The following is a 23,910-nucleotide window of genomic DNA, read 5'->3' as shown; positions in this document are numbered from 1 at the left end:
CGTCCTTCTCTTGGGGGGTTACGGCGTGACCGGGATGTTGGTCAGGCCGGTGCGGGCGTTGCTCACGGTGTTGGAGGCGTAGACGACGTTCGGGTTGCTCGCGCACTTGGAGGTGGAGGAGACGTAGATGGCGTACTTGCCGGTTCCGCCCAGGTCGGAGCGGTTGCCGCGCCACACGTTCCCGCACCCGTTGGCGAACGACGGCGACGTGGACGGGTTGTGCGTCTCGTAGCCGTTGGCGAAGGTGCCGGGCGCGGAGAACGTGCCGGTGTTGTTCTCGATCACGTAGCCGACGCCCTTCGCGTCGACCCAGGAGTCGCCGGAGTTCTCGCCGGAGATGCCGGTGCCGTTGAAGGAGTTGCCGCGGATCAGCCCGCCGGTGGTGCCTTCCTTGATGTCGATGTGCTCGGCGGCGATGCCGGGCCCGAAGTCGTTGTCGAGGACCTTGACCCGGTCGGAGCGGTCGACGCCGCCGGAGTTGCCGTGGCAGCTCCAGTTGGAACCGGCCGAGCCGATGTAGACGCCTTCGCCGTAACCGGGCTGGACCAGGCCGGCGTGGCTGATCGTGGAGTTCTGGATCACGCCGTCGGCGGAGGAGCGCCGGAAGTGCACGCCTTCCTCGTCGGTGTGGTGCACGTGGACGCCGTCGATGGTCACGTGGTGGGAGTCGTCGAGGACGATGCCCTTCTTGGAGTCCTTGACGGTGAAGCCGGTCAGCTTCCAGTACGGCGCGCCGGACAGCCACAGCCCGTACCCGGAGTCCCATCCGCCACCCGGGGCCGGGCACGACGGGGCGGTCCCCGACGGGCCGTCGTTGATCAGGACGGCGCCGGACGGGCCGGTCAGCGTGATGGGCGCGGAGGCGGTCCCGGCCTTCTGGGTGAGGAACGCCCCCCGGTACTCGCCCGCGGCCAGGCGGATCGTCTGGCCGGGCTGGGCGCCGGCCAGGGCGCTGATCAGCTGGGCCGCGGTGGAGACGTCCACGATCGAGCCGCCGGCGCCCTGCTGGGTGGTGGCGGTGACCGGGCTGCTGGCGGGGGAGGTGTTGCCCGCGGCGTCGCGGGCCTTGACGGTGTAGGTGTAGGCGGTTGACGGGCTCAGGCCGGTGTCGGTGAATGTCGTGCCGGTGGCGGTGTTGACCAGGGTGCTGCCTCGGTAGACGTCGTAGCCGGTGACGCCGACGTTGTCGGTGGCGGCGTTCCAGGCCAGCGAGACCGTGTTCGAGGTGGTGCCGGTGGAGCGCAGGCCCGACGGGGTGCTCGGCGGAGTGGTGTCGTCGCCGCCGCCCGTGAAGGTGCCGTAGACCTCGAACTCCCAGAGGGAGTAGCCGTAGGTGGTGCCGCGGGCCGTGCCGTACATGCGGATGTAGCGCCCGCTGCCCGACAAGGTCACCTCGTCGGTGCCGCCGTCGCCGGTGGTGGTGGAGTAGACGTCGGTCCAGGTCGAGCCGTTGGGCGAGGTCTGGATTTTGTACGACTTGCCGTAGGCCGCCTCCCAGTTCAGCTTCACGCGGGAGACGTTGGCCGCGGCCCCGAGGTCGATGGCGATCCACTCGGGGTCGCTGCCCTCGGCGCTGGCCCAGCGGGTGGTCGTGCTGCCGTCCACCGCCTTGTCCGCCTCGAAACCGGAGCCCTCGACGGACGAGGCGGTCGTGGGCTTGCCGCGTGACAGCAGCGTCTCGGTGCCGCCGCCGCCCTGCTCGGTGGTGGCGGTGACCGCGTTGCTGGCGGGGGAGGTGTTGCCCGCGGCGTCGCGGGCCTTGACGGTGTAGGTGTAGGCGGTTGACGGGCTCAGGCCGGTGTCGGTGAATGTCGTGCCGGTGGCGGTGTTGACCAGGGTGCTGCCTCGGTAGACGTCGTAGCCGGTGACGCCGACGTTGTCGGTGGCGGCGTTCCAGGCCAGCGAGACCGTGTTCGAGGTGGTGCCGGTGGAGCGCAGGCCCGACGGGGTGCTCGGCGGAGTGGTGTCGTCGCCTCCGCTCTGGCCCTTCAGGAAGAGCGAGCCCGAGGCGTCGGTCCGCGAGGCGTTGACGCCCGAGCCGGTGAAGTCGGCGTTCTCGTTGCCCGCCCAGTCGAGGATGGTGGTCCCGTTGACCGCCAGGTGCTGGAACTTCGTCGCGTCACTGGCAGAGCTGCCGAACTGGTAGAGCCGCTGCCGGTCCGGATAGTAGACCTGGTACGGCCCGCCCTCGGTCGTCTGCTTGCTCATCTCGTTGTTGTAGATCACGTTCTGCGGCCCGCTGGACCCCGACCACTTGGCCGCCTTCGGCCCCGCGGCCCACCAGATCGGCCACCAGGTCGAGTTGTCAGGACCGCCGCCGCCCTCGTCGCCGCAGTTGGCGCGGCAGTTCTTCGAGGCGTGCTCGAACGGCACGCGCACCTTGTTGTTCTCGAACAGGTTGCGCCGCTCCCAGCCGCCGTGCACGTTCAGGTCGGAGTCGAAGTCGTTGCCGATCGCCACGTTGTTCGACGCCGACCACTGGAAGGTGAAGTGCCGAAGATTGCGCGAGGTGTTGTAGGCGTACAGCGAGTCCCAGACGCGCGAGCCGCGGAAGTAGCCGTTGCCGCCCTTGCCCTTGTTCCACGAGCCGTCGAAGTTCGACTCCTGGACCTGGATGTTCTTGGCGCTCTCGGTGACGACCGCGTGTGAGCCGGTCATCTCGGTGCCGACCCGGCGGATCCAGACGTTGGCCGCCCACTTGAGCACGATGCCGTGCTGGGCGTACTCGGGGGCCATGTTGCCGTAGTTGAAGCGGGCGTCGGCCTGGTCGAGCGCGTACGTGCCGCCGCCCAGCTTGGGCATGCCCGTCATGTCCTGGGTGAGGGTCAGGTCCTCGATGCCGACGCCCTGGACGACCTTCAGCGGGGTGACCCGGCTCGGGTAGACGGTGCCGCCGATCGCCGAGGAGCCGTCGGAGGTGGAGTTCAGCGGCAGGTCGTACTCCAGCGGCTTGTCGATCGTGAGGTTCCTGCCCGCGGTGTCCACGGCGGCGATCGTGAAGATCTGCTGGCGCATGTGCAGGTTCATGTACTTGGTCGTGTCGGTGACCGTCTGCTGCTGGTAGAACTTCACGCTGTTGGCGGCGCCGACCCACAGGTGCGCGCCGACCTTGAAACGGGCCATGTCGGCGTTGCTCGCCAGCCTGATCTGGGTCTCTCCGGTGACCGAGGCGGCGCGGAGCGGCACGCCGGCCGCCCAGTGCTGGTTGATGCTGCCCTCGAAGATGTCCTTGCGGTTGGCGGGAGCGGAGGAGTAGTCGCCGGCGTACTTGCTGTGGACCTCGCGGGTCTGCACCCGCAGCAGGCCGCGGCCCGGCCAGGTCCAGCCGCCCTTGCCCGCGCCGTGGGTGGCGCCGTCCTCGTCCCAGTCGCTGCCATCCTCGGTCAGCGTGTCGTAGCGGGTGTTGGTGTCCGGGCGGAAGGACAGGACCGTCTGGCCCATGCCCGCGCCCTTGAGCACCAGGTAGTCGGCGTCCAGGCCGAGCTGCCTGGTGACCACGAACCGGCCGGCGGGCAGGGTGATCGACGACAGCTTCGTGTATCCGGCGCTCGGCGTGCATGTGGTCCTGATGGCGTCGATGGCCGCCTGCAGGCCCGTGGTGGCGTCGCTCCCGTCCGGGCGTACGCCGTACTGGCCGGCCAGTTCCTGCGGGGTGATGTGGCAGGCCGCGTCCGGGTTCATGGCGCCGGACCCCGGCAGGGCGGCGCCGCCGCGGAAGCCCGCCTTGCTCCAGTCGGGCAGTCCGGCGACGGGCGCCCGGCGGTTGGCGCTGGTCAGATCGGGGATGGCGGCCGCGGCGGCGGCCTGTGCCGGCAGCGCCGGAAGGGGTAGCGCGGCGAGGACGAACATGGCCGCGGCTGCGGCGAGACGGCGTCGTAAGGGGATCGCACCTGACATCAACGGCTCCTGACAGAATCTCGGGGGGTGAGAAGTCCGGTCGCGCAACCGATAGTTAAGAAATATTCCTAACTATTGCGGAGCGTAGGAGCCCATGGCGGCAGATGCAAGCCCCAACTTTACTGAAAGTCAGCGGACGCAGCTCTCCGCATTCACATATCTGAACAGCGAGTTTCCCTCGGGGCGGCTTGTCGACAGTCAAGATGGCTCCGAGCTGGGAGTTAGGAAAATTTATTAACTAAAGAAATTTGAGCGGCCACTCCGATACGCTCTGAAGCCGTGAACCCCCCACAACCCGGGACTCCAAGCTTGATGCGGGCCATCAACGAGCGCATCGCGCTCCGGGTCCTGCTGGAGCGCGGCCCGCTGACGCGTCCCGAACTCGGCGAGTTCACCGGCCTGTCCAAACCGACCGCCTTCCAGCTCCTGGCCCGCCTCCAGACCGCGGGCCTGGTGGTCAGCGACGGGATGCGCTCCGGTCAGGCCGGGCGCAACGCGGAGACGTACCGGATCAACCCGGCGGCCGCCCACGTGGCTGCCATGGGCGTCACCCCGGACGCCATCGAGGTACGGGTGGCCGACATCACCGGCACCGCCGTGGGCGAGTTCGTGCTGCCCACCCCGGAGCCGGTCAACGGCTCGCCGGCCGAACGGCTGCGCGCGGCGCTGGCCGGCGCCGCCCCGCCGGGGCCGCTGAGCAGGGTCGTCATCGGCGTGCGCGCCGCCGTCGACCCGGCCACCGGCCGCCTCGGCCACGTAGCGGAAGCGGACATGCCCGGCTGGCGCCTGCCCGGCCTCGTGCCCACGCTCAGCGCGGCGCTCGGCGCCGAGGTCAGCGTGGAGAACGACGTCAACCTCGTCGCGCTGGCCGAACAGGCGAGGGGAGCGGCCGCTGGCTGTCCCGACTTCGTCCTGCTGTGGGCCGACGACGGCCTGGGCGCGGCGATGGTGATCGGCGGACGCCTGCACCGGGGCTTCTTCGGCGCCGCCGGAGAGATCTGCCACATGCCGATCTCGGGCACGGTGACCGCCCGCGACGGTGGGGAGCACGGCAGCCACGGCTTCCAGTCGGTCGGGGGCGGCGGCGCGATCCGCGACCTGCTCAGCACTTACGGGATCGACCGCCCGGACTTCCGTCAGTCCGTACGCGCCGCCGTGGCCATGGCGGGGGAGTCCGGCCGGGCGGCCCAGGACGCGTCGGCAGGCCTGAGGGTCGTGGCCGGGCGGCTGGCCGTCGGTCTCGCCGCCATCGCCTCGGTGGTCGACCCCGGACTGATCGTGCTAGCCGGGGGCGTCATGGAGGCCGGTGGCGAACGGCTGCGCGACCTCGTGGAACGCGAGCTCCACGTCCTGCTCCCCACCCGGCCGGCGGTGCGCGGATCGGAGCTGGCCGGCAACCCCGTGCTCGCCGGCGCCATGGACCTCGCCCTCGCCACCGTCCGCGACGACCTCTTCGGCCGCTGACCGACCAGGCTCGGCCGACCCCACACCCGCGTAGAGGAACACCCGATCCCAAGCTCCTGCCGAAATGACCGCGGGCGGTACACCGATGACCAACCCGGACGAGATCGGCACGTGGCTGCCGCACCTGGTCGGGACGCTCAGCCGTCCGGGGCCGACCTGATCGACATCAGGCGGAGCTGCAGCATGGCCGACAGGCGGGCGCCCGGGTCGGTGAGGTCGAGGCGGCCCACCTCGGCCGCGCGCCGCAGCCGGTAGCGGAACGTGTTGGGGTGCACGTACATGGCCGATGAGGCCACCGCGACGTCGCCGAAGGCGTCCAGCCAGGCGCGCAGCGTCTCGACCAGGCTGGTCTGGTGCTCCGTGTCGTAGGCGGCCACCCGCGCGATCGTCCCGCTCGGCAGGTCGCCGCGCGGCACCAGATCGGCCAGCTCCAGCAGCAGCGCCTCCACGTGGACGTCGTCCAGCCGGGCCACCTGCCGCCCGGCAGGGGCCCCGGCGCGCAGGACGCGCAGCGCGCGTTCCGCCCCGGTGCGCGACCGGGCCAGCGCCGACGCGTCCAGCGCGAGCTGCCCCACCCCGACCAGCGGACGCAGGCGGGAGCCGACCCGGGCCAGGAACTCCGTGGCGATCAGGGTGGCGCGTTCCTCCGCGTCCTGGCCGGTCTGCGGCAGGATGCCGTACGCGACGTCGCCGATCAGCGCGGCGGCGGCGCGCGGGTGCACGGCCGACAGGTGCATGGAGAACGCGTCGGCCAGCCGCTTGCGCTCGGTGGCGAGCTGCGCGGGCAGCGGATGCGCGGCCGCCGGGGCGATGACCGTGAGCGCGAGGACGACGGCGGGCTCGTCCTTAAGCCCGAGGCGGCGCACCGCCTCCAGCGACCCCGGCGCGCTCTCCAGCGCGGTGCTCAGCAGCTCCGCCCGCAGTCGCCGTTCCCTGTCCTCGTCCGCGCGCTGCCACACCATGTGCATCGCGACCAGCTTGGACGCCTCGAAGAGCACCTCGCTGCGCTCCTCGTTCAGCGCTTCGGGCACGACGACCCAGATCGTGCCGAGGATCTCGTCCCCGGCGCGCACCGCGATGGCAGCGCGGGGCAGTTCGCCGCTCTCGGGCAGCGCCGCCACGAAGACCGGCCTGCCGCTGCGGTAGAGCGCCTGGAACACCCCGCGCTCCTCGAGGATCTGGGTGTAGTGCCGGGGGACCTGCCGGCCGAGGATCGTCCGGACCCGCGACGGGTCGGCCTCCTCCTGCCGGCTGGAGAAGGCCAGCAGGCGCGAGTTGCGGTCCTCGATGGTGACGGGCGCGTCGAGCAGCGCGGCGACGGCGTTGGCGACCGCGAAGAGGTCACCCGACCGGATCCGGCCGAGTGCGAAGGCGTCGTCGTCGAGGCCGCCCTCCGAGGTCAGCGTCCGCAGCATCCCGGTCAGGTGCGTCCACGACGCGCCGCGCGCGAACGCCAGCACCGCGACCCCCGACTCACGCGCCGCCGCGAGCAGCTCCTCATCCGGTACGACGGGTGCGCGCACCACGAGCGCGGCGGCCCCCCGCTCGCCCAGCTGGGTCACGACCCGCGCGATCTCGGCGCTCTCGTGCAGGCCGACACCCAGCACGAGCGCGTTGCCCGGCAGCTCCGGCTCGTCGAGCGGGTCGTGGATGACCACGCCGCCGACGTCACGGACCGACTCGGCGTCTCCGCAGACGACGTCGAGCAGCGTGGAGCCGAGCTCCTCCAGAACCTGGGCGAGGCTGGTCACGGGGTCGAGCACACGCCCGAAGCTAGCTCAGCGCCGGCGCGGGGTCGTTGGGTCGCCATGACGAAATGATGCCATCCCGTTCGTCCGGCCGGACAAGCCTCACGAGGCGGGCACCCAGTTCTTCGCGACCGTGACCTCGTCCAGCACGCCGGGGATCGGGCTGACGCCGAGCCCCGGCCCGGTCGGCACCGCGAGGTGCCCGTCCACCAGGCGGAACGGCGGCGTGATGTCGGTGCGGTAGTAGCGGTCCGAGGCCGAGGTGTCGCCGGGCAGCAGGAACCCGGGCAGCGCCGCCAGCGCGACGTTCGCGGCCCGGCCCAGCCCGGTCTCCAGCATGCCCCCGCACCACACGGGCACGTCGTTGGCCGCGCACACATCGTGGATCCGCCTGGCCTCCAGGTAGCCGCCCACGCGGCCCGGCTTGATGTTCACGATCTGGCACGCCCCGATCGCGATCGCGTCGGCGGCGGCCCGCGCCGAGACGATCGACTCGTCGAGGCAGATCGGCGTGGTGATCCGCCTGGCCAGCTCCGCGTGCCCGATGAGGTCGTCCTCGGCCAGCGGCTGCTCCAACAGCAGCAGGCCGAACGGGTCGAGCCGGGCCAGGTGCCCGGCGTCGCCGCGCCGGTAGGCGGTGTTGGCGTCGACCTGCAGCAGGATGTCGCCGAACCGCTCGCGCACGGCACGGACCGGCTCGACGTCCCAGCCGGGCTCGATCTTGAGCTTGATCCGCAGGTAGCCAGCCTCCAGATAGGCGGCGACCGTGTCCAGCAGCTCGGGGATCGACTCGGTGATCCCCACCGACACCCCGCACGGCACCGCGGCGCGCACGGCGCCGAGCGCCTGGCCGAACGAGACGCCGCGGGCGCGCAGCTCCGCGTCCAGGATCGCCGTCTCCAGCGCGGCCTTGGCCATCCGGTGGCCCTTGAACGCGGCCAGCGCCGGCGCGACCTGGTGCGCGTCCAGCTCCGCCACCCCGGCCAGCGCCGGGACCAGGTGGCGGGTCAGCACGTCGGCGGCGGCGTGCGTGTACTCGGACGAATACAGCGGAGCCGTCCCCGCGCCGCACTCGCCCCACCCCTCCGCCTCGTCGGTGACCGCGCGCAGCACCAGCGCCTCGCGTACGGTCTCCGTGCCGAACGACGTCCTGAACGGTGACACGAGCGGCACCCGGACGGTGCGGATCTCGACTCCGGTGAGCTTCATGGCCTCTCCTGCCTGTCGACGATGTACCAGCCGGCGCGGTCGAACCCGCGTACCCGCGCGCCCTCGGCGAGCAGCCCGCCCAGAACCTCGCGCAGCGCCTCGCGCCACTCGGCGGCCCGGGCCGGATCGTTCTCGCGCATGGTCTCGATGTCGGCGGGGACGCCGACGAGCACGGTGGGGGCGTCGGCGCGGCCGGTCTGCGGCCCGCCGGAGGGTGAGACGCCCAGCGCGACGCCCATGCGCGCCGCCGTCACCTCGGCCGGCCGGGGCCTGCCGGCGCAGGCCGCCTCGACCTCGGGCGACTCCAGCCGCCACCGGACCAGGACGCGGTCGGTGTCGTCGCTGCGGTTGATGTCGTCGTCCAGCGGGCCGTAGAAGTTCGGCAGGTACTCGGCCGGGTCGGCGGCCAGCTTGGTGATGTTGAAGTAGGCGTTGCGCCGGATCAGCGGGTCGTAGGTCCAGGCGACCTCGCCGACCCCGCGCGGCATCGCCCAGGCGCGCTGGTGCAGCTTCAGCGCGAAGCCGACGTTGCGTCCCTGCGTGCGGGCCAGGACGCCGGCGATGTGACTGTGCAGGGTCGCGCGGGCCGGCGCGGAGAAGAAGCCGAAGCAGGCGCCGACCATCTCGCCCCGGTCGAAGGCGCCGCTCACGTAGCTGCCCGCCTTCCACATCGCGCGCAGCAGGTCGGCCGTCACCGGAGGGTTGTTCTCGCCGGTACGCCAGATGCGCTCGTACAGGCGGCGGACGGCCTCAAGCTCGCCGACGCTGTCCAGGGGGCGGATGTCGACGCCCGCGGCGCGCGCGGCCGCCTCCGCCGCGGCACGGGCGGCGGAGGCGGCCGGGGACTCCCGACGGCCGCTGATGAGATCGGTCACGACGGCCATGGTTTCAACCGATCGGACCCCGCGGATGGTCGGCGAGGACATCAGGACGGGGCCCGGTTCGTCCGGCCGGACAACCGTCAGGAGGCTAGGACCAGACGCGCCTCGCGTACTCCTCGAACGAGGTGGCCTCGCGGCCGAGCACCTGCCGGACCCCGTCGGCGGGCTCGGCCACGTGGCCGCCGCTCATGTAGGCGAACATGGCCAGGACCCCGTCGGCGTCCTCCGGGCCCCAGCCCTCCGCCGCCAACTGCTTCCGGTACGCCTCGGGCGTCACCTCCTCGTACCGGATGGCGCGTCCCGAGGCCCGCCCGATGATCGCGACCGCCTCCTCGAACGTCACCCCGCGCGGCCCCGACAGCTCATACGTGCGCCCGGCGTGCCCGTCGCCGGTCAGCACCTCGGCGGCCACCTCGGCGATGTCCTCGACGTCGACGAACGGCTCAGGCGTCTTCCCGAGGGGCAGCTGGAGCAGCCCGGCCATCACGCCGTCGCGCCACACGAACTCGTCGAAGTTCTGGTTGAAGTTGTTGGGCCTGAGCACCGTCCACTCCGCGCCCGAGTTCCGTGCCGCCTCCTCGGCGTCCAGCATGCTCCGGGAGAAGTCCGCGTCCAGCTTGTCGGCGCCACGGCCCGACAGCACCACGTACTTCCTGACGTCCGCCGCCCGCGCCACGAACTCGTGCACCGGGCCCGGACTGTCGGGGGCCACCAGGTAGACGGCGTGGGCCCCGCGCGACGTCTCGTCCCAGGTGCCGGGGTCGTTCCAGTCGAACCGGACCTGGCTGGACCGGGACGCCGGCCGTACCTTCTCGCCAGCAGCCTGCAACCGTCGCACCAACCGGCGGCCCGTCTTGCCGGTCGCGCCCAGAATCAGAATCTCACTCATGGGTCCAGCCAACCGGTGACGGCGTGGTCAGGACATGGGCGACCGTACGGGGGAGTTGTCCGATCGTCCGGATATCGTGGCACGGTGGACCCGCTGGATGATCTGCTCAGAGGCGTGCGCGGCCAGGGAGCCGTCTTCGACGCGTCGGTGCTGACGCCGCCTTACACCGTGCGGGTCGACACGGGCGCGCCGCTGACGCTCTGCTGCCCGCTGCGCGGCGAGGGCCGGCTGGTCAGGGGTGAGCAGTCCCATCGTGTACGCGCCGGCGAAGCGGCCGTCGTGACCGGCCCCGAGCCGTTCGTGTTCTCCGACCGCCCGGTGCCGGCCGATGGCGTGGGCCCCGGCGACCGGACCGTGCTCCTGACCGGCTCCTACGAGATCGGCGGCGAGGTCGCGCGCCGCCTGGTCCGGGTGCTGCCGCCGGTGCTGGTGGTCTCCGACGAGCACGGCTGCTCCAGCATGGGCGAGTATCTGGAGTTTCAGCTCCTGAGCGGGCGTCCCGGTCACCAGCTCGTGCTGGACCGGCTGCTCGACTGGCTCCTGGTGTGCACGCTGCGCGAGTGGTTCGCCCGGCCGGAGGCGGTCGTGCCCGGCTGGTACGCGGCGCTGGGCGACGACGTGGTCGGACCGGCGCTGCGCGCCATCCACGGGGCGCCCGCCGAGCCCTGGACCCTCGCGGCCCTGGCGGAGGCGGCGTCGGTCTCCCGCACCACGCTGGCCAAGCGGTTCACGGAGCTGGTGGGGGAGCCGCCGCTGGCATACCTGACGGGCTGGCGGATGGCGCTGGCCGCGGACATGCTCACCGAGCCCGCCGCGACCGTCGCCTCGGTGGCCCGCAAGGTCGGCTACGCGGACGCGTTCGGCTTCAGCACGGCCTTCAAGCGGGTCCTCGGCAAGAGCCCCACGGCCTACCGCACCGCCGCCACCGGCTAACGGACGCGTGATTCGCGTAGATTGGGGCGGTGATCGACTGGGTGCGGGGCCGGCCGTGGCTCGGTGACCTCGCCCTCGTGGCGGTGGTCCTGGCGGCGGAGCTGCCCGGGGTGGCCTCCGTCAAGAGCCTGCTGATCACGCTGGCCTGCGCCGGGCTGGTCGCGCTGGGCCGGCGGCACCCGGTCCCCGTGGTCGCGCTTGTAGGGGTGCTCTACCTGCTGGGTACTATGCCGCCCGGCTACGACACCCCGGGCAGCGCCATGATCATCGCTCTCTACCTGGCGGGCCGCCACGCTCCGGCCCTCGCCGCGGCAACCGTGGCGCTGGGCGCGGCGGCCGTCTCCGCGACGCTCACCACGGACGCGCTGGTGACGCACCCGCTGACCGGCGTGACGATGACGTTGTTCCCGACGCTCCCGGTCACCGCCGGATACACCGTCGGCCTGCGCGCGGAGCTGGCCCGCCGGGGCAGGGAGCAGGCCGCCGAGCGCGCCGTACGCGAGGAACGCCGCCGCATCGCCCGCGAACTGCACGACGTCATCGCCCACCACGTCAGCGTGGTGAGCCTGTACATGGGCGCGGCCAGGCGGCTGATCCCGACCGACGGCGAACGCGCCCGGCAGGCCCTGCTCACCGGTGAGGACACCGCCAGGCAGGCGATGACGGAGATGCGCCACCTGCTGGAGGTGCTGCGCACGGACGGCGAGAAGGCCGATGGCCTCGCGGGCGTCGGCGCGGCCGGTCTGCCCGCGCTGGTCGAGGAGTCCGGCAACGCCGCCCTGGAGATCACCGGCGAGGTGGTCACGCTGCCCGCGCCCGTGGACCACGCCGTCTACCGCATCGTCCAGGAAGCGCTGACCAACACCCGCAAGCACGCCGCCGGTGCCGCCTCCCGCGTACGGCTGGCGTACCTGCCCGGCGAGATCGAGGTCGAGGTGAGCGACAACGGCCGGGGCGCGTCCGGCGGCCCCGGCCTGGGGCTGGGCCTGGCGGGCATGGCCGAGCGCGTCTCGCTGGTCGGGGGCGAGCTCAAGGCGGGCTCCGCACCGGCCGGAGGCTTCCGCGTGCACGCCCGCATCCCGCTGCCGGAGCCGACATGATCAAAGTGCTGGTCGTCGACGACCAGGTCCTGGTCCGCGCGGGACTGCGGCTGCTGCTGGAGACCGGCTCCGGCCTGGTGGCAGCGGGCGAGGCGGGCGACGGCCTGGAGGCCATAAGGCTCAGCCACGAACTACGCCCGGACGTGGTCCTGATGGACCTGCACATGCCCGGCATGGACGGCATCGCGGCCACCGAGCGCATCGTCGCCGAACTCCCCGGGACGAAGGTGCTCGCGCTGAGCACCTTCGACCTGGAGGAGCACGTGGTGGCGGCGCTGCGCGCGGGCGCCTCCGGCTTCCTGCCCAAGGACGCCTCGCCGGAGGAGCTGATCGAGGGCATCAGGATCGTGCACAGGGGCGAGGCGGCCGTCGCGCCCCGGCTGCTGCTCGGCCTGATCGGGACCTTCGTCCGCCCCGCCCGCCGCGCGCTCAAGGTGCCGACCGAGCTGTCCACGCTGACCGAGCGCGAGCGCCGGGTGCTCGAACTCATCGCGCACGGCCTGTCCAACGCGCAGATCGCGCAGGAGACGGGCCTGTCGCTGTCCACGGTGAAGAACCGGGTGAGCGAGCTGTTCGCCAAGCTCGGCGTCCGCGACCGCGCGCAGGCGGTGATCGCCGCCTACGAGGCCGGTCTGGTGCGGCCGGGCGAGGACCGCTGAACCCCCGCCGCGACCCGCTCGGGCGTCGGCTCCGTCAGCACGTCCACCAGCCGTCCGTCGCTGAGGAACAGCACCCGGTCGGCGTACGCGGCGGCGGCCGGATCGTGCGTGACCAGGATGACCGTCTGGCCCAGAGCGTCGACGACCTGCCGGAGCATGGACAGGATCTCCTGCCCCGAGGCGGTGTCGAGGTTGCCCGTCGGCTCGTCGGCGAAGACGACCTCGGGCCCGGCGGCCAGCGCGCGGCAGATGGCCACCCGCTGCTGCTGGCCGCCGGACAGCTCGTGCGGACGCCGGCCCACATGCTGGGCGATGCCGGTCCTGCCCACCAGCTCCCGCACCCAGTCCCGGTCGGGCCGCCGCCCCGCCAGGCGCAGCGGCAGCTCGATGTTCTCCAGCGCGGTCAGCGCCGGGAGCAGGTTGAACGACTGGAAGACGAAGCCGACCCGCTCCCGCCGCATGGAGGCCAGTTCGCGCTCCTTCAGCCCGGTGAGGTCGGCGCCGCCCACCCGCACGCTGCCCGACGTCGGGTGGACGAGCCCCGCCGCGCACTGCAGCAGCGTCGTCTTGCCCGATCCCGACTGCCCCATGACCGCGGTGAACGACCCGGCGGCGAAGCCGTAGCTGATGTCCCGCAGCGCGGTGACGGCCGAGGCCCCCGAGCCGTAGATCTTCCCGAGTCCGTCGAGACGGACCGCGGGCTCGTTGGTGATGCTCATCTCCGTCTACCTCTCGTTCCTCATGACCGCACGGACGACCAGGACCGATCCCGCCGCCGCCCCCAGCAGCGCGCCGCCCGCCAGCGGGGCCAGCCACGCGAAGGGGATGAAGGACACCAGCGAGGCCATCCCGCCCGCGCTCACCGCGTGCACGAACGCCAGGGCGGCGACCGCGGCCAGCGACAGCACCACCACGGGCAGCACGGTCAGCACGCTCTCCCACCCGGCCATCCACATCACCTGCCCGCGGCGCATCCCCAGCCGCCGCATGGCCCCGAACTCCCGCCTGCGGTCCACGACCGCCAGGCACAGGCTGTTGACCGCCGCCACCAGGCAGAACACCCCGATGAGCATCGAGATGTAGGGCAGCACGCGGTTGCGCTCGGCACTCTCCCGCGCCTTGCTCTCCACGTACTCCCGCCGGTCGTGGGAGACGACCGCCGCGGAGGAGACCTCCCGTCCGAGCGGCCCCCGCACATAGATCGCCGCGTACGGCTCCGCCTGCAGCGGGCCCGCCGAGGGCAGCAGCACCTGCCCGAGCTCGGTGGTGCCGGCGAAGACGGCCGCCACGGTGACGCTCGCCTCGGCCGGAGCCCCCGGCAGCCGGATCCGGACCCGCGACCCGACGCCGGCGCCGTGCCGCGCGGCCAGTTCCTCGCTCATCGCGACCTGCCCGGCCTCCAGGCCGCCGAGCGGGCCGCCCCGCACGGCGAGGCTCAGCACCCGGGTGAGATCACCGGTGGCCAGCGAGGCGGTCATCATGACCGGCGCCCGCCCCTCGGGAAGGACGGTGATGGGCAGCATCCGGACGCCCACGGCCCCGTCGCCGAGCTCGCGCCGCAGCTCCTCGCCCAGGGCGTTGTTGATGGCCGAAGGCCTGAGCACGTGGTCGGCCGTGACCTCGGCCGTGGCACGGTGGGCCGCGCGCCAGTCGTGGAAGAACTGCGTGCCGATGATCGCCCCGGCGAGCGTGAGACCCAGCGTGAGCGAGCCGACCGCGCCGGCGAACCTGCGGTGGTTGAAGACCACGTTCGCCGTGGCCAGGAAGGCACCCGTGGGGCCGGCCCGCGCCGCCGCCGGACGCAGCAGACCGCCCGCGAGCAGGACGAACCACGGCGCCACCAGTCCCACGGAGGTGACCAGCGCCATCATGATCGCCAGCTGCGCGATCATCGGTCCCAGCGGCTCCGGCAGCGCGACCAGGTTCCCGATCAGGACGACGGTGAGCGCCACGGCCAGCACGAACGTCGCCAGCCCCGTGATCAGTCGGCCCCGCCCCAGCCGGCCGCCTTCAGCCGGGGCCTCCGCCAGCGCGTCGCCGGGGCGGATGCGCATGGCCCGCCGTACCGCCAGCATGCTCGCCGTCAGCGCGACGGCCACGCCGAACAGGACCGTCCAGAGCGCGGGCAGCGGCGTGTAGTGCACCTCGAACGCGGCGTTCAGCACGCGGAACTCGCGCAGGCGACCGGCCACCACCGGCGCGAGCAGGCCGCCCAGCGGCACCGCCACCGCCCCCGCGACCAGGGCGAGCAGGACCGCCTCCGCGACCAGCATCACGCGCAGCTGGCCGGGACGCGCGCCGACGGCCCGCAGCGCCGCCAGCTCCCTGCCCCGGCGCCGCAGCGACAGCCCCATGACCGCCGACACCATGCCGACCGCGACCAGCCCGGTCGTGTACACCAGGAACCACAGGGTGTTGAACCCGCCGCCGGAACTCGTGATCACGTTGCCCTCGGCCCGGCCGCGCGCGTCGCCGGTGGAGACCCGCACCGGAAGCGCGCTCCGCCGGTTGTACGGCTCCAGCACCCGGCCGACCGCCCGCCCCAGACTCTCCTGGTCGACGCCTCCGGCCGGGTAGACACCGATGGCGTCGACGCCGCCACGCCGCCCGGCCAGCTCGGCCGCGTGATCGTCGGTGAAGAACAACGCCGACTGGTGGCGCCAGGCCCCCGCGGCCACCGCCACCCCGACCACCTCGTACGGCCGGAAGACCCCGGACACCGCCACCTCGACCCGCTCGCCGACGGCGACCCCCGCCGCCCCGGCCAGCCGCGCGTCCATCACCACCTCGCCCGGCGCGCCCGGCGGCCGGCCCCGCTCGATCCGGAACGGCGTCAGCGCCGCGCCGCCCCACCCGTGCCCGGCCGGGCTCGGATACTGGTCGCCCGGGACGCTCACCGTCGCCCCGCGCACCGACAGCGGCGCGACGAACGTGAGGTCCGGCACGGTGCGCGCCACCTCGGGCAGCGCGTCGAGCGCGCGCACCAGGCCGGGCGGCAACGCCCCCGCGATGCCGCCCGTGCCCACCACGAGCGGGACCCCGGCGTAGCGCTCGACCACGGGCCGCTGCCGCTCGTCGGAGTCGACCACGAACCACATCGCGCCGACCACGGTCGCGGCCAGGACGAGCGTGATCAGCGCGCCCAGCACGCTGCCCGGATGCCGGATTACCGTCCGCCAAGCCAGCCACAACAAGAGAACCTCCCTGGAAAGTCGTCCTTTCCAGGCTCCCGGCGGCGGTGGCGCGCAGCCTCCGCATCCAGGCGGATCTTCGGCAGGTACCGGGGTACTCCGGCGGGCGGTACCCGGGTACCCCGTTGCGTGAGGCACGCGGCGGAGTGTCGAATGAGATCACATCTGGGCGACCCCCTGGGAGAGGCAATGAGGCCGTTGGCCGCCGTGCTGGTAGTGGTCCTCATCGCCGCGGGCTGCGCGTCGCCGAGACGAGACAGGATCACGGTCGCGTGCGGGGCGAACGAGCGGTGGTGCGCGATGATGGTCAAACGGTTCGCCGACGCCACCGGCGTGGAGGCCGACTACGTGCGGCTGTCCAGCGGGGAGGCCCTCGCCCGGATCAAGGCGGCCGGGGAGCGCCAGGAGTTCGACGTCTGGCACGGCGGCCCGGCCGACGCCTACGTGGCGGCCAAGGGGCAGGGGCTGCTGGAGCCGTACCGGTCGGAGGTGGCAAGGGAGATCCGGCCGGGCTGGGCCGACCGCGACGGCGCGTGGAGCGGGATCTACGCCGGTGTGCTGGCCTTCTGCAACAACACCAAGGAGCTGGCCAAGCGCGGCATGAAGCCGGTCCGCTCCTGGAGCGAGTTGCTGGATCGGCGGCTGCGCCGCGGCGTCGCCATCGCCCATCCGGCCACCTCGGGCACCGCCTACACCGCGCTGTGGACCCAGGCGGAGCTGAACGAACGCGACACCGGCGCGGCGCTCGGCTACATGCGCGGCCTCCACCAGAACGTGCTGAGGTACAACACCTCGGGCAGCGACGCCGCCGTGCAGGCGGCCAAGGGGGAGGCGGCGGTCGGCGTCGTGTTCTCCCACGACTGCGTCGCCGCCCAGGAGCAGGGCTATCCGGACCTGGAGGTGACCTTCCCTCAGGAGGGCACCGGCTACGAGCTCGGCGGGCTGGCCGTACTGGCCGGGGCGCACAACCCGGACAGCGCGCGCACGTACGTCGACTGGGCGCTGAGCGGGGCCTCCCAGCGGCTCGGGCCGCTGGTGAAGTTCTACGCCCTGCCCACCAACACGCGGGTGCCGCCGCACTCCAAGGCGGCCGACCCGGCGACGGTCAAGCTGGTCCCCTACGACGTGGAGGCCGCCGGGCGGGCCAAGCAGGAGCTCGTCGCCAGGTTCGGCGCCGAGGTCGCCGGTCCGCCCGCCTAGGAGCAGCCCTCGAACTGCGGCACCGAGACCACCGACAGGTCGATGCCGGACTTGCCGAACCACTTGTCGAGCAGCATGTGCGCCGTGCCGTCCTGGTACATGCGGGTGATGGCCCGGTTGAGCTCCTCGCAGCCGTCGACGTCGCCCTTGCGCACGCCGATCGAGGTGCGCTGCTCGTTGAACGTCGCGCCGACCAGGTGCAGGTCGACGCCGGGCTTGGTGAGCAGCCCGGCGAGGATCTGGCTGTTGGTGGAGATGGCGTCGATCATGCCGTCCTTGATCATGTCGAGGCAGACGTCGTAGTCGGGCGCCTCGACCGGGATCGCCTTGACCCGGCGCTCGTCCACGATCCGCTGGGCGATGTTGGTGCCGCGCACCCAGCAGATCTTGCGCCCTTCCAGGTCGCGGACGTCGCGGATGGCGGCCTTGTCGGCCGGCCGTACCGCGATGTCCTGGAAGTCGACGTGGTACGGCCCGGCGAAGTCGATCACCTTCTTGCGCTCCGGCGTGACCGACATGTGGGCGAAGACCAGGTCGGCCCGCCTCTCGGTGAGCACGGTGAGCTGGTCGCCGGCCTTGATCTCCAGCCAGCGGATGCGCTTGCCCAGCCGGGTGACGAGGTCCTGGGCCACGTCGATGTTGAAGCCCTGGTAGGCGCCGTTCGGCCCCTTGAAGCTGATCAGCGGCACGTCGGTGCGGATCGCGACGATCAGCTCGTCCTTGTCCACGAAGGACTCCGGCCGCGCGGTGCCGCAGGCGGTGAGCACCAGGAGCAGGCAGATCAGCAGTCGTCTCACCGGTACTCCCTCAGCCGGGGGCGGATGCCGGCCAGGATCAGCAGCGCGCCGGCGGCCAGCCCGGCCGGGATCCACCGCCACAGCGTCTCCAGCGCGCCGTCGCCGCTGTCGATGGCCCGCTCGAAGTCCGACTCGTGCCGCCGGACCAGTTCCTCCAGCACCTGGTCGTAGCCCTCGTAGGCCTGGGTGAGCTCGTCGTCCCAGAACTTGATCGCCGCCTCGCCCGACAGGGTGCGCATCCGCGCGTCGGCCTGCTGGAAGCGCTGGTAGACGGCGAAGAGCCGGTCGCGGTCGCGGCCCGCCAGGCCGCCGAGCAGCCCCTGGAAGTTCCGGTGCAGCTTGCCCTGGTAGTCGGGCAGGCTGGTGGACTCGACCGCGACGATCGTGCGGGCCTTGTCCAGGAAGGTGTGCTCGTAGGTGTCCTTGCGGAAGCGGTCGAGCAGGTAGCGGCTCTGGTCGCCGTGCATGCTCTTGCTGATCGCCCGCGTCCTGGTCAGGGTCAGCACCGAGTCGAACCCGCGGGACTTGGCCTCCTCCAGTGCCCGGCCCTGCTGGTTGAGCAGGGCCAGCCCCGTCACCAGGCCGGTCGCGGCGAGCACGGTCGCCACCACCAGGGCAGGGGCGAAGATCCGGCGGAACCTGCGGGTCAGGTACACCTGCAACGCCAGCAGGCAGCCCAGCGCGAGCAGCCCGGTGACGACGACCGCGGTGCGGGCCAGCGAGGTGGCCGAGCGCTCGGCGTCGTGCGCGCGCCGGACGATCGTCCCGGTCTCCAGCGTCAGGTTGTAGGCCTGGGGGAGCAGTTCGCGATGCATGAGGTCGGTGGCCCGCTGGTAGGCGGCGACCACGTTGTCGGGCGGCGCGCCCGCCGTGTGCCCGGACTGGGTGTCGAGCAGGCGGGCGTGGGCGGCCAGCCGTTCGTAGCGGCCCAGGCCCTCGATCAGCGACTCGACCGTGCGCTGCTCGGCGGGGTTGTCCAGGGCGAGCCGGTAGGCCTTGAGCAGGCTCTCGGAGATCTCCAGCCGCCGCTGGTCGTAGCCGGTCAGGTCGGCCTGCTGCTGCGGGCCGTACTCTCTGCCGAGCAGCAGGGTCTCGGCCACCAGCGCGTCCATCTCCGACATCTGCCGATATAGGCCCGTGGTGGCGAGCACCTGCGGGCCGGCGTCGTGCCCGATGGTGCGCAGGCCCGTGCCGGTGCTCGCCGCCCCGCCCACGAACGCGCCCAGCAGCAGCGCCAGCGCCAGCAGAGCCAGCCCGGACAGCAGCCGCACCCGCCCGGAGACCGATCTCTCCCGCCGGGCCGTCACCGTCACCGTCATGGGCCGTTCCGGCGTGTGCGCACCCGCGCCTCCCGCGATCGACTTGTGCTTCGAAGATCGAGCATGACCGCGAGCGCGACGCCTCCGCAAGAGGCTGGGGTACAACGTCAGGGACGACGATCGCCGACCGGATACGGGGGCCGTGGATGCCGGACCGCCTCAGCGTCATCGAGAGGGAGTTACGCGCGCACCCGGAGGTGGCCGACTGCGCCGTCCTCAGGGACGGGGCGACGTTGATCGCCTACGTCGTCGCGCGCGGCGGGACGCGGGGGGAGGAGCTCGCCTCGTTCCTGCGCGAGCGACTGCCGGAACGGCAGGTGCCCGACCTGGTGGCCGTGGTGCCCGTGCTGCCGCGCACGCCTGAGGGCGAGGTCGAGCACGAGAGCCTGCCGCTGCCCGTGCGGCCCGGGCCGAGGCGGAGCGCCGGTGGGAAGGCGGGCTGGGGCGGCGACGCCGTAAGCATGGCGCCCTTCCGGGCGATGGTCGCCGTGGTGGCGGGGATGGTGGCGTTCGGGCTGACGGACGTGCTCTGGCCGTACTCGACGGATCTGACCGGCGTGCCCCAGCCCTGGGCGGGGTTCTTCCGCGGACTCTACGCCGCCGAGTACGTGTCGTTCGGGCTGGGCGTCATGTTCCTGGTGTTCGGGCGGACGTTCCTGGCCCGGCTGGGCCGTCCGGCGTGGCTGACGACGCTCGCGCAGCTGGCGATCACCTGGCTGCTGGTCGCGTGGTGGCCGCAGGACAACTTCTACCGGCTCGCCGCCAAGACCGACTGGCCGCGCCAGGCCGCGCTGGTCTACGGGTTCAACGTCACCCTCATGATCGCCGCGGCCGTGCTCGTCCTCTTCGTGGCCGCGCCGAGGCGGTGAAGATGGCGCCGAGCGCCTCGTTCGCGCCGCGCAGTGCGGCCTCCGCCTCGTCCAGGGCGCGGGCCGTGCGCGCGGCGATCGCCACTCCGAGGTACGGCTCCGCCTCCGCGGCCGCCGTCGGCACCGTGACCAGGAGCGTCGCGCCGAGCCCCCGGCACTCCTCCGCCACCCGCGCGACATAGGCGCGCAGCGCGGCCGGGGGCAGGCGGGCGCCGAGCGGCAGGCCGTCCAGGGTGCGCACGAAGTGGCGGCCGCCGTGGAGCCGGTCCAGCCGGGCCTGGACGCAGAACGCCGCCGCCGGGCCGGTGAGCCGCAGGTTGATCTCGGTCGGGGCCAGCCGGCCTGTCGGGCCGGTGACGTAGTCCACGTCGTACCACCCCCGGTACCCGTGCGCCGCCAGCGCCTCGCCCACCGCGCCGCCGAACCGCGCGGCCGTCTCGGTGAGCGCCGCGGGCAGCACGCCGGGGCCGACGGTGACGCCCTGGTAGCGGGTGCCGTCCATCACCATCGCGCCCGCACCGACCGGGTGGACCTCGCCGGCGTCGTCGATGACGGCGTCGAAGGTCGGGGCGCGGAACGGGCCCGAACCGTCCACGTACTCCTCCAGCAGCCCGCCCTCACGCGCCCACCGTCGCGCCAGTGCCCCGATGCGCGGCGTGTCCCCGGTCACGACCAGCGTGCCGGAGCCGCCGACGCCGTACTCGGTCTTCAGCACCAGCGGTTCTCCCCGGGCCAGCTCGCGCAGCAGCTCCCGCCGCGAGCCGACCGGCCGCTGCCGTGGGATGAAGATCCCCGGATGTGCGGGGGCCAGTGCCCGGAACAGCTCGTGCGCGCCGCGCTTGGACTCGAACCTCTCGACGGCCCGGAGGACGCCGGCGGCCGACGGGACGATCCGCTCGAACTCCGCGGTACGCCCCCACGGCAGCACGCGCCCCCGGCCCAGGCACTCCATGAGGTCCGGCCTGGAGGCGATCGCCGCCGACACCCCGCCGTCCTCGGCGACACCGCTGTGGACCTCCACCTCGCCCCAGCCGAGCACGTCAGCCAGATCCCGAACCCACGCCGCGTCCACCGGCTCCGGCAGGATCACGGCCGCCGGACGCGGGCTCGCGAACACCGCGAGGCAGGAGTAATGGTCACGTCCCGCCGGAACCGGGCTGAACATCCGGTTGAACTCGGCCACGTTGCCGACGTGCACGGCCGGCCGGCCGCCGGTCCACGCCTTCACCCACGCCGGTTCCGGCCCCGGCGGCCACGCCACCAGCAGCGGCAACCCGCCGGATTCGCCGTGTCGCCGCGCGCCCATCGCCAGGTAGAAGCCCACGGCGTGCGGGTCGGAGGCGATCGACAGCCGGGTGAACCCGATCCGCCCCGCCTCCTCGAGCACCCGCCGGTAGAGAAGGCGGCCCACGCCCTGGCCGATCGCCTCCGGCTCCACGAACAGCATGCCCAGCTCGCCGTCCGGCCGGTCGCCGTCCAGCGTGGCGAACCCCACCACGCCGCCGTCCCGCTCGGCGACCACGGTCCTGCGGCCGACGACGTCGCGCAGCCGTAACTCCTCCCGGCAGGACTCCATGAACGCCTCGTCATACCCCCAGGACGCCTTGGAGCGCATCGCCAGCCCGCTCAGCGGCCCGGCCTCGTCCGGCCGTGCCGCCCTCAGCCGCACCCGTCCGCTCACCCGGCATTCATATCAAGGTCGGTACGGCCCCGCCCTCGGCGTACTCGACCGAGACGCCCGCCAGATCCCGGGCCCACCGGCCGGCGATCTCGCCCAGCCGCCCGGCCCGCGGGGGAGTGCGGCCCAGGCCGATCGCGTAACGGGTCTGCCCGCTCTCGAACGGGCGCGGCCAGGCATGCGCGTCCGCCGCCCCCTCCTCGGCCAGGGCGGCCAGCAGATCCAGCATCCGTCCTCTGACCCGGCCCAGCTCGTCCCGCGCGCGGACGGTCACCACCGCCCAGGCCGCGTGCCTGCGGTGCAGGGGCGGCGCGGACAGCAGTTCGGCGCTCCGGCCGTCCTCGGTGAGCTCCCAGGCCCGGTAGAGCTCCTGGGTGAGCAGGTCCAGGCCGCCGTCGCCGACCTGGCGGGCGCAGTTGCGCACCGGGTCGCTGGGAGTGAGCACCGTGACGGGGGCCGGTTCCCGGGTGGTCGCGGTGTTGTCCAGGGCGATCGGGTCGCGCCAGTCCCAGGCTGCCCACGTGCTGAAGAACAGGCTCAGCGGGTCGTCATCGGGGCCGCTCTCGCGTACGGTGCGCGCGGCCATGACCGCCCAGGCCAGGCCTGGCAGGCCGCCGAACGGAGCGGAGTCCAGGCCACGCGCGTGTGCCCACGCCTTCACCTGCCTGGCCAGGACAGCGAAACGAGCGTGCCCGTCACCGATGGAACGGAGGGGCCGTCCGCGGAGCAGGACCCGGTCCAGGCGCGCCGCTCGGCCGGACCGGGAGGAGAGCGCGGCCAGCGGGTTGACGCCGGGGTCGAAGGTGGGGGTCTCGTCGGCTCCGTGCGCCTCGGTCCAGGCGTCGCGCAGGCGGAGAGCGGACTCCGGGGTGTCCGTTCCGTCGTTGAAGTCGCCCATCAGGACCACGTCGCCGTCCAGGCCGGACAGCCCCTCGGCGATCCGGGTCAGTTCGGCGCGCCGCCTGCCCGCGCCGTCGGTGGAATGGTCGCTGGTCAGATGGGTGACGGCGACGACGAGCGGGCTGGCGGCGGTGTCCACGACGATGGCGGCCACCGACTTGTGCGGGCCGAGCTCATGGGCGGCCGCCTCGCGCACGGGCAGCCGGCTGAGCAGCAGCAGGCCACCGTCGTCCACGTCCGGTCCGTGGGGGTCCGTGCCCAGGGTGTACGCGGCTCGTACCCAGGGGGCGCCCAGCAGCATGGACACCAGCGCGGGCTCGACCTCCTGCAACGCCAGGACGTCCGCGTCGGCGTCCTCCAGGGCGCGCAGGAGCAGGGCGCGGCGGCGGGCGGTGTCGATGCGGTCGCTGTCGTAGCGGTCCCACAACGTGTTCCACGTCAGCACCCGCACCACCCCACCCCCAACCCCCGGCATCCCACCACCAGTCCCGAAACCCGGCACCCCGTCGGCAGCTCCGGAACCCGGCTGCCCGTGGGCCGGTCCGGCGCCTGGTTGCCCGGCGGCAGGTCTGGGGTCCGGTTGGCCGATGGCAGGTCCGGAGCTTGGCTGGCCGGTGGCGGGTCGCCATGCTCCCGCCGGGTCCCACGCGTGCGGCGTTCTCGCGGTGAAGAACGGCGGGCGCAGGCGGCGCGGGTCCCGCGCCCGGCCGGCCTCGCAGGTGTCGAGCCGATCCAGGCCGGTGGCCCGGTCCCAGACCAGCTCGCCGTCCGCCTCGACGAACAGCACCCGATGCCAGGGGATCTCACCACCCGGCGTGAAGGCGGCCAGCGCGACCCGCTTGGGCGCCGCGTCACGCTGCCCGACGCCCAGGACGAACCGGGACGGGTCGAAGCGCGGATCCCAGCGGACCCGGTGATAGACCTCTTCGCTGGTACGCATCACAGCCGTCCGTCCATGTCGTCCACGGTCCCGCGCTCACCGACGTACCAGGTGCGATGGGCCTGACCCGGCCGTCGAGCTTCTCCGTCACCACGACCTCGCGCCCGCGCAGCCCGGACAGATCGCCCGCGCGCACGTCGTCCGGGGTCGCGCCCGGCGACCAGGGCAGGTGAGGGGTACGCGGATAGTGCACGCGCATGATCCCTCCCCCGGCCGGCTGGGGGTCACTGTACAAG

At 72.9% G+C, this 23,910-nt stretch carries 17 protein-coding genes; 6 read left to right on the top strand and 11 right to left on the bottom strand.

Features of this window, described 5'->3' with window-relative positions; genetic code table 11:
- Nucleotides 1-18 precede the first annotated feature (18 nt).
- On the bottom strand, nucleotides 19-3,897 hold the full coding sequence (locus HNR40_RS54890) for a discoidin domain-containing protein (RefSeq protein WP_246509388.1): 3,879 nt from the start codon (nucleotides 3,895-3,897) through the stop codon (nucleotides 19-21).
- 312 nt (nucleotides 3,898-4,209) lie between these two features.
- On the opposite strand from HNR40_RS54890, the gene HNR40_RS24155 reads away from it, so the two are divergent.
- Nucleotides 4,210-5,361, top strand: coding sequence for an ROK family transcriptional regulator (locus HNR40_RS24155; protein WP_221340747.1), 1,152 nt, complete (start codon nucleotides 4,210-4,212; stop codon nucleotides 5,359-5,361).
- Nucleotides 5,362-5,498: 137 nt separating this feature from the next.
- Here HNR40_RS24155 and HNR40_RS24150 read toward each other — a convergent pair whose 3' ends face one another.
- The 4 genes from HNR40_RS24150 to HNR40_RS24135 form a co-directional block, all read right to left on the bottom strand.
- Nucleotides 5,499-7,124 carry a helix-turn-helix domain-containing protein gene (locus tag HNR40_RS24150; RefSeq protein ID WP_184964986.1) on the bottom strand — a complete coding sequence of 542 codons (1,626 nt, stop codon included), beginning with the start codon at nucleotides 7,122-7,124 and terminating at the stop codon, nucleotides 5,499-5,501.
- An 87-nt stretch (nucleotides 7,125-7,211) separates the two neighbouring features.
- A complete protein-coding gene (gene menC, locus HNR40_RS24145; RefSeq protein WP_184964984.1) occupies nucleotides 7,212-8,318 on the bottom strand; it encodes an o-succinylbenzoate synthase in 1,107 nt (368 codons plus the stop codon).
- Nucleotides 8,315-9,193 (bottom strand): GNAT family N-acetyltransferase, encoded by an 879-nt coding sequence (locus tag HNR40_RS24140; RefSeq protein ID WP_312896492.1) that lies wholly within the window; start codon nucleotides 9,191-9,193, stop codon nucleotides 8,315-8,317. The genes menC and HNR40_RS24140 overlap by 4 nt, the downstream gene beginning before the upstream one ends.
- Before the next feature lie 94 nt (nucleotides 9,194-9,287).
- A complete protein-coding gene (locus HNR40_RS24135) occupies nucleotides 9,288-10,088 on the bottom strand; it encodes an NmrA family NAD(P)-binding protein (RefSeq protein ID WP_184964980.1) in 801 nt (266 codons plus the stop codon).
- A gap of 84 nt (nucleotides 10,089-10,172) precedes the next feature.
- Between HNR40_RS24135 and HNR40_RS24130 the strand changes: the two genes are divergently transcribed.
- Genes HNR40_RS24130 through HNR40_RS24120 form a run of 3 tightly spaced genes read left to right on the top strand, consistent with a single transcriptional unit; the run spans nucleotide 10,173 to nucleotide 12,780 of the window.
- Nucleotides 10,173-11,021, top strand: coding sequence for an AraC family transcriptional regulator (locus HNR40_RS24130; protein ID WP_184964978.1), 849 nt, complete (start codon nucleotides 10,173-10,175; stop codon nucleotides 11,019-11,021).
- Between the two features lie 29 nt (nucleotides 11,022-11,050).
- On the top strand, nucleotides 11,051-12,121 hold the full coding sequence (locus tag HNR40_RS24125; RefSeq protein WP_184964976.1) for a sensor histidine kinase: 1,071 nt from the start codon (nucleotides 11,051-11,053) through the stop codon (nucleotides 12,119-12,121).
- Complete coding sequence (locus tag HNR40_RS24120; RefSeq protein ID WP_184964974.1) at nucleotides 12,118-12,780, top strand: response regulator; 663 nt, start codon at nucleotides 12,118-12,120, stop codon at nucleotides 12,778-12,780. The genes HNR40_RS24125 and HNR40_RS24120 overlap by 4 nt, the downstream gene beginning before the upstream one ends.
- Here HNR40_RS24120 and HNR40_RS24115 read toward each other — a convergent pair.
- Nucleotides 12,741-13,499: an ABC transporter ATP-binding protein gene (locus HNR40_RS24115; RefSeq protein ID WP_184964972.1), complete on the bottom strand. Its 759-nt coding sequence runs from the start codon at nucleotides 13,497-13,499 to the stop codon at nucleotides 12,741-12,743. The genes HNR40_RS24120 and HNR40_RS24115 overlap by 40 nt on opposite strands.
- A 6-nt stretch (nucleotides 13,500-13,505) precedes the next feature.
- Nucleotides 13,506-15,974: an ABC transporter permease gene (locus HNR40_RS24110; RefSeq protein WP_184964971.1), complete on the bottom strand. Its 2,469-nt coding sequence runs from the start codon at nucleotides 15,972-15,974 to the stop codon at nucleotides 13,506-13,508.
- A gap of 186 nt (nucleotides 15,975-16,160) precedes the next feature.
- On the opposite strand from HNR40_RS24110, the gene HNR40_RS24105 reads away from it, so the two are divergent.
- Nucleotides 16,161-17,171 carry an ABC transporter substrate-binding protein gene (locus tag HNR40_RS24105; RefSeq protein ID WP_184964969.1) on the top strand — a complete coding sequence of 337 codons (1,011 nt, stop codon included), beginning with the start codon at nucleotides 16,161-16,163 and terminating at the stop codon, nucleotides 17,169-17,171.
- On the opposite strand, the gene HNR40_RS24100 is transcribed toward HNR40_RS24105, so the two are convergent.
- Both HNR40_RS24100 and HNR40_RS24095 read right to left on the bottom strand, forming a co-directional pair.
- A complete protein-coding gene (locus HNR40_RS24100; protein ID WP_184964967.1) occupies nucleotides 17,168-17,968 on the bottom strand; it encodes a substrate-binding periplasmic protein in 801 nt (266 codons plus the stop codon). The genes HNR40_RS24105 and HNR40_RS24100 overlap by 4 nt on opposite strands.
- Nucleotides 17,965-19,287 carry a GlnX family signal transduction membrane protein gene (locus tag HNR40_RS24095; protein ID WP_184964965.1) on the bottom strand — a complete coding sequence of 441 codons (1,323 nt, stop codon included), beginning with the start codon at nucleotides 19,285-19,287 and terminating at the stop codon, nucleotides 17,965-17,967. The genes HNR40_RS24100 and HNR40_RS24095 overlap by 4 nt, the downstream gene beginning before the upstream one ends.
- A gap of 146 nt (nucleotides 19,288-19,433) precedes the next feature.
- Between HNR40_RS24095 and HNR40_RS24090 the strand changes: the two genes are divergently transcribed.
- Complete coding sequence (locus tag HNR40_RS24090; RefSeq protein WP_184964963.1) at nucleotides 19,434-20,156, top strand: AMP-binding enzyme; 723 nt, start codon at nucleotides 19,434-19,436, stop codon at nucleotides 20,154-20,156.
- Here the strand turns inward: HNR40_RS24090 and HNR40_RS53665 are convergent.
- Together HNR40_RS53665 and HNR40_RS24080 are read right to left on the bottom strand one after the other, a co-directional pair.
- The gene (locus HNR40_RS53665) at nucleotides 20,104-21,837 is read right to left on the bottom strand and encodes a GNAT family N-acetyltransferase (protein ID WP_221340746.1); all 1,734 of its coding nucleotides are present in this window, start codon (nucleotides 21,835-21,837) and stop codon (nucleotides 20,104-20,106) included. The genes HNR40_RS24090 and HNR40_RS53665 overlap by 53 nt on opposite strands.
- Before the next feature lie 7 nt (nucleotides 21,838-21,844).
- Nucleotides 21,845-23,674: a poly(A) polymerase gene (locus tag HNR40_RS24080; RefSeq protein WP_184964961.1), complete on the bottom strand. Its 1,830-nt coding sequence runs from the start codon at nucleotides 23,672-23,674 to the stop codon at nucleotides 21,845-21,847.
- Nucleotides 23,675-23,910 lie beyond the last annotated feature (236 nt).

It is taken from the genome of Nonomuraea endophytica (assembly GCF_014203235.1).
GTDB lineage: Bacteria > Actinomycetota > Actinomycetes > Streptosporangiales > Streptosporangiaceae > Nonomuraea > Nonomuraea endophytica.
Note: the sequence above shows the minus strand (reverse complement) of the source record. Positions and strands in the feature narration are given on the sequence as shown.

Excerpts from the sequence above, each read along its gene's own strand:
- HNR40_RS54890 (WP_246509388.1), bottom strand. The coding sequence starts at position 3,897 with ATGTCAGGTGCGATCCCCTTACGACGCCGTCTCGCCGCAGCCGCGGCC.
- HNR40_RS24155 (WP_221340747.1), top strand. The coding sequence starts at position 4,210 with ATGCGGGCCATCAACGAGCGCATCGCGCTCCGGGTCCTGCTGGAGCGC.
- menC (WP_184964984.1), bottom strand. The coding sequence starts at position 8,318 with ATGAAGCTCACCGGAGTCGAGATCCGCACCGTCCGGGTGCCGCTCGTG.
- HNR40_RS24135 (WP_184964980.1), bottom strand. The coding sequence starts at position 10,088 with ATGAGTGAGATTCTGATTCTGGGCGCGACCGGCAAGACGGGCCGCCGG.
- HNR40_RS24120 (WP_184964974.1), top strand. The coding sequence starts at position 12,118 with ATGATCAAAGTGCTGGTCGTCGACGACCAGGTCCTGGTCCGCGCGGGA.
- HNR40_RS24115 (WP_184964972.1), bottom strand. The coding sequence starts at position 13,499 with ATGAGCATCACCAACGAGCCCGCGGTCCGTCTCGACGGACTCGGGAAG.
- HNR40_RS24105 (WP_184964969.1), top strand. The coding sequence starts at position 16,161 with ATGAGGCCGTTGGCCGCCGTGCTGGTAGTGGTCCTCATCGCCGCGGGC.
- HNR40_RS24095 (WP_184964965.1), bottom strand. The coding sequence starts at position 19,287 with ATGACGGTGACGGTGACGGCCCGGCGGGAGAGATCGGTCTCCGGGCGG.
- HNR40_RS24090 (WP_184964963.1), top strand. The coding sequence starts at position 19,434 with ATGCCGGACCGCCTCAGCGTCATCGAGAGGGAGTTACGCGCGCACCCG.
- HNR40_RS24080 (WP_184964961.1), bottom strand. The coding sequence starts at position 23,674 with ATGCGTACCAGCGAAGAGGTCTATCACCGGGTCCGCTGGGATCCGCGC.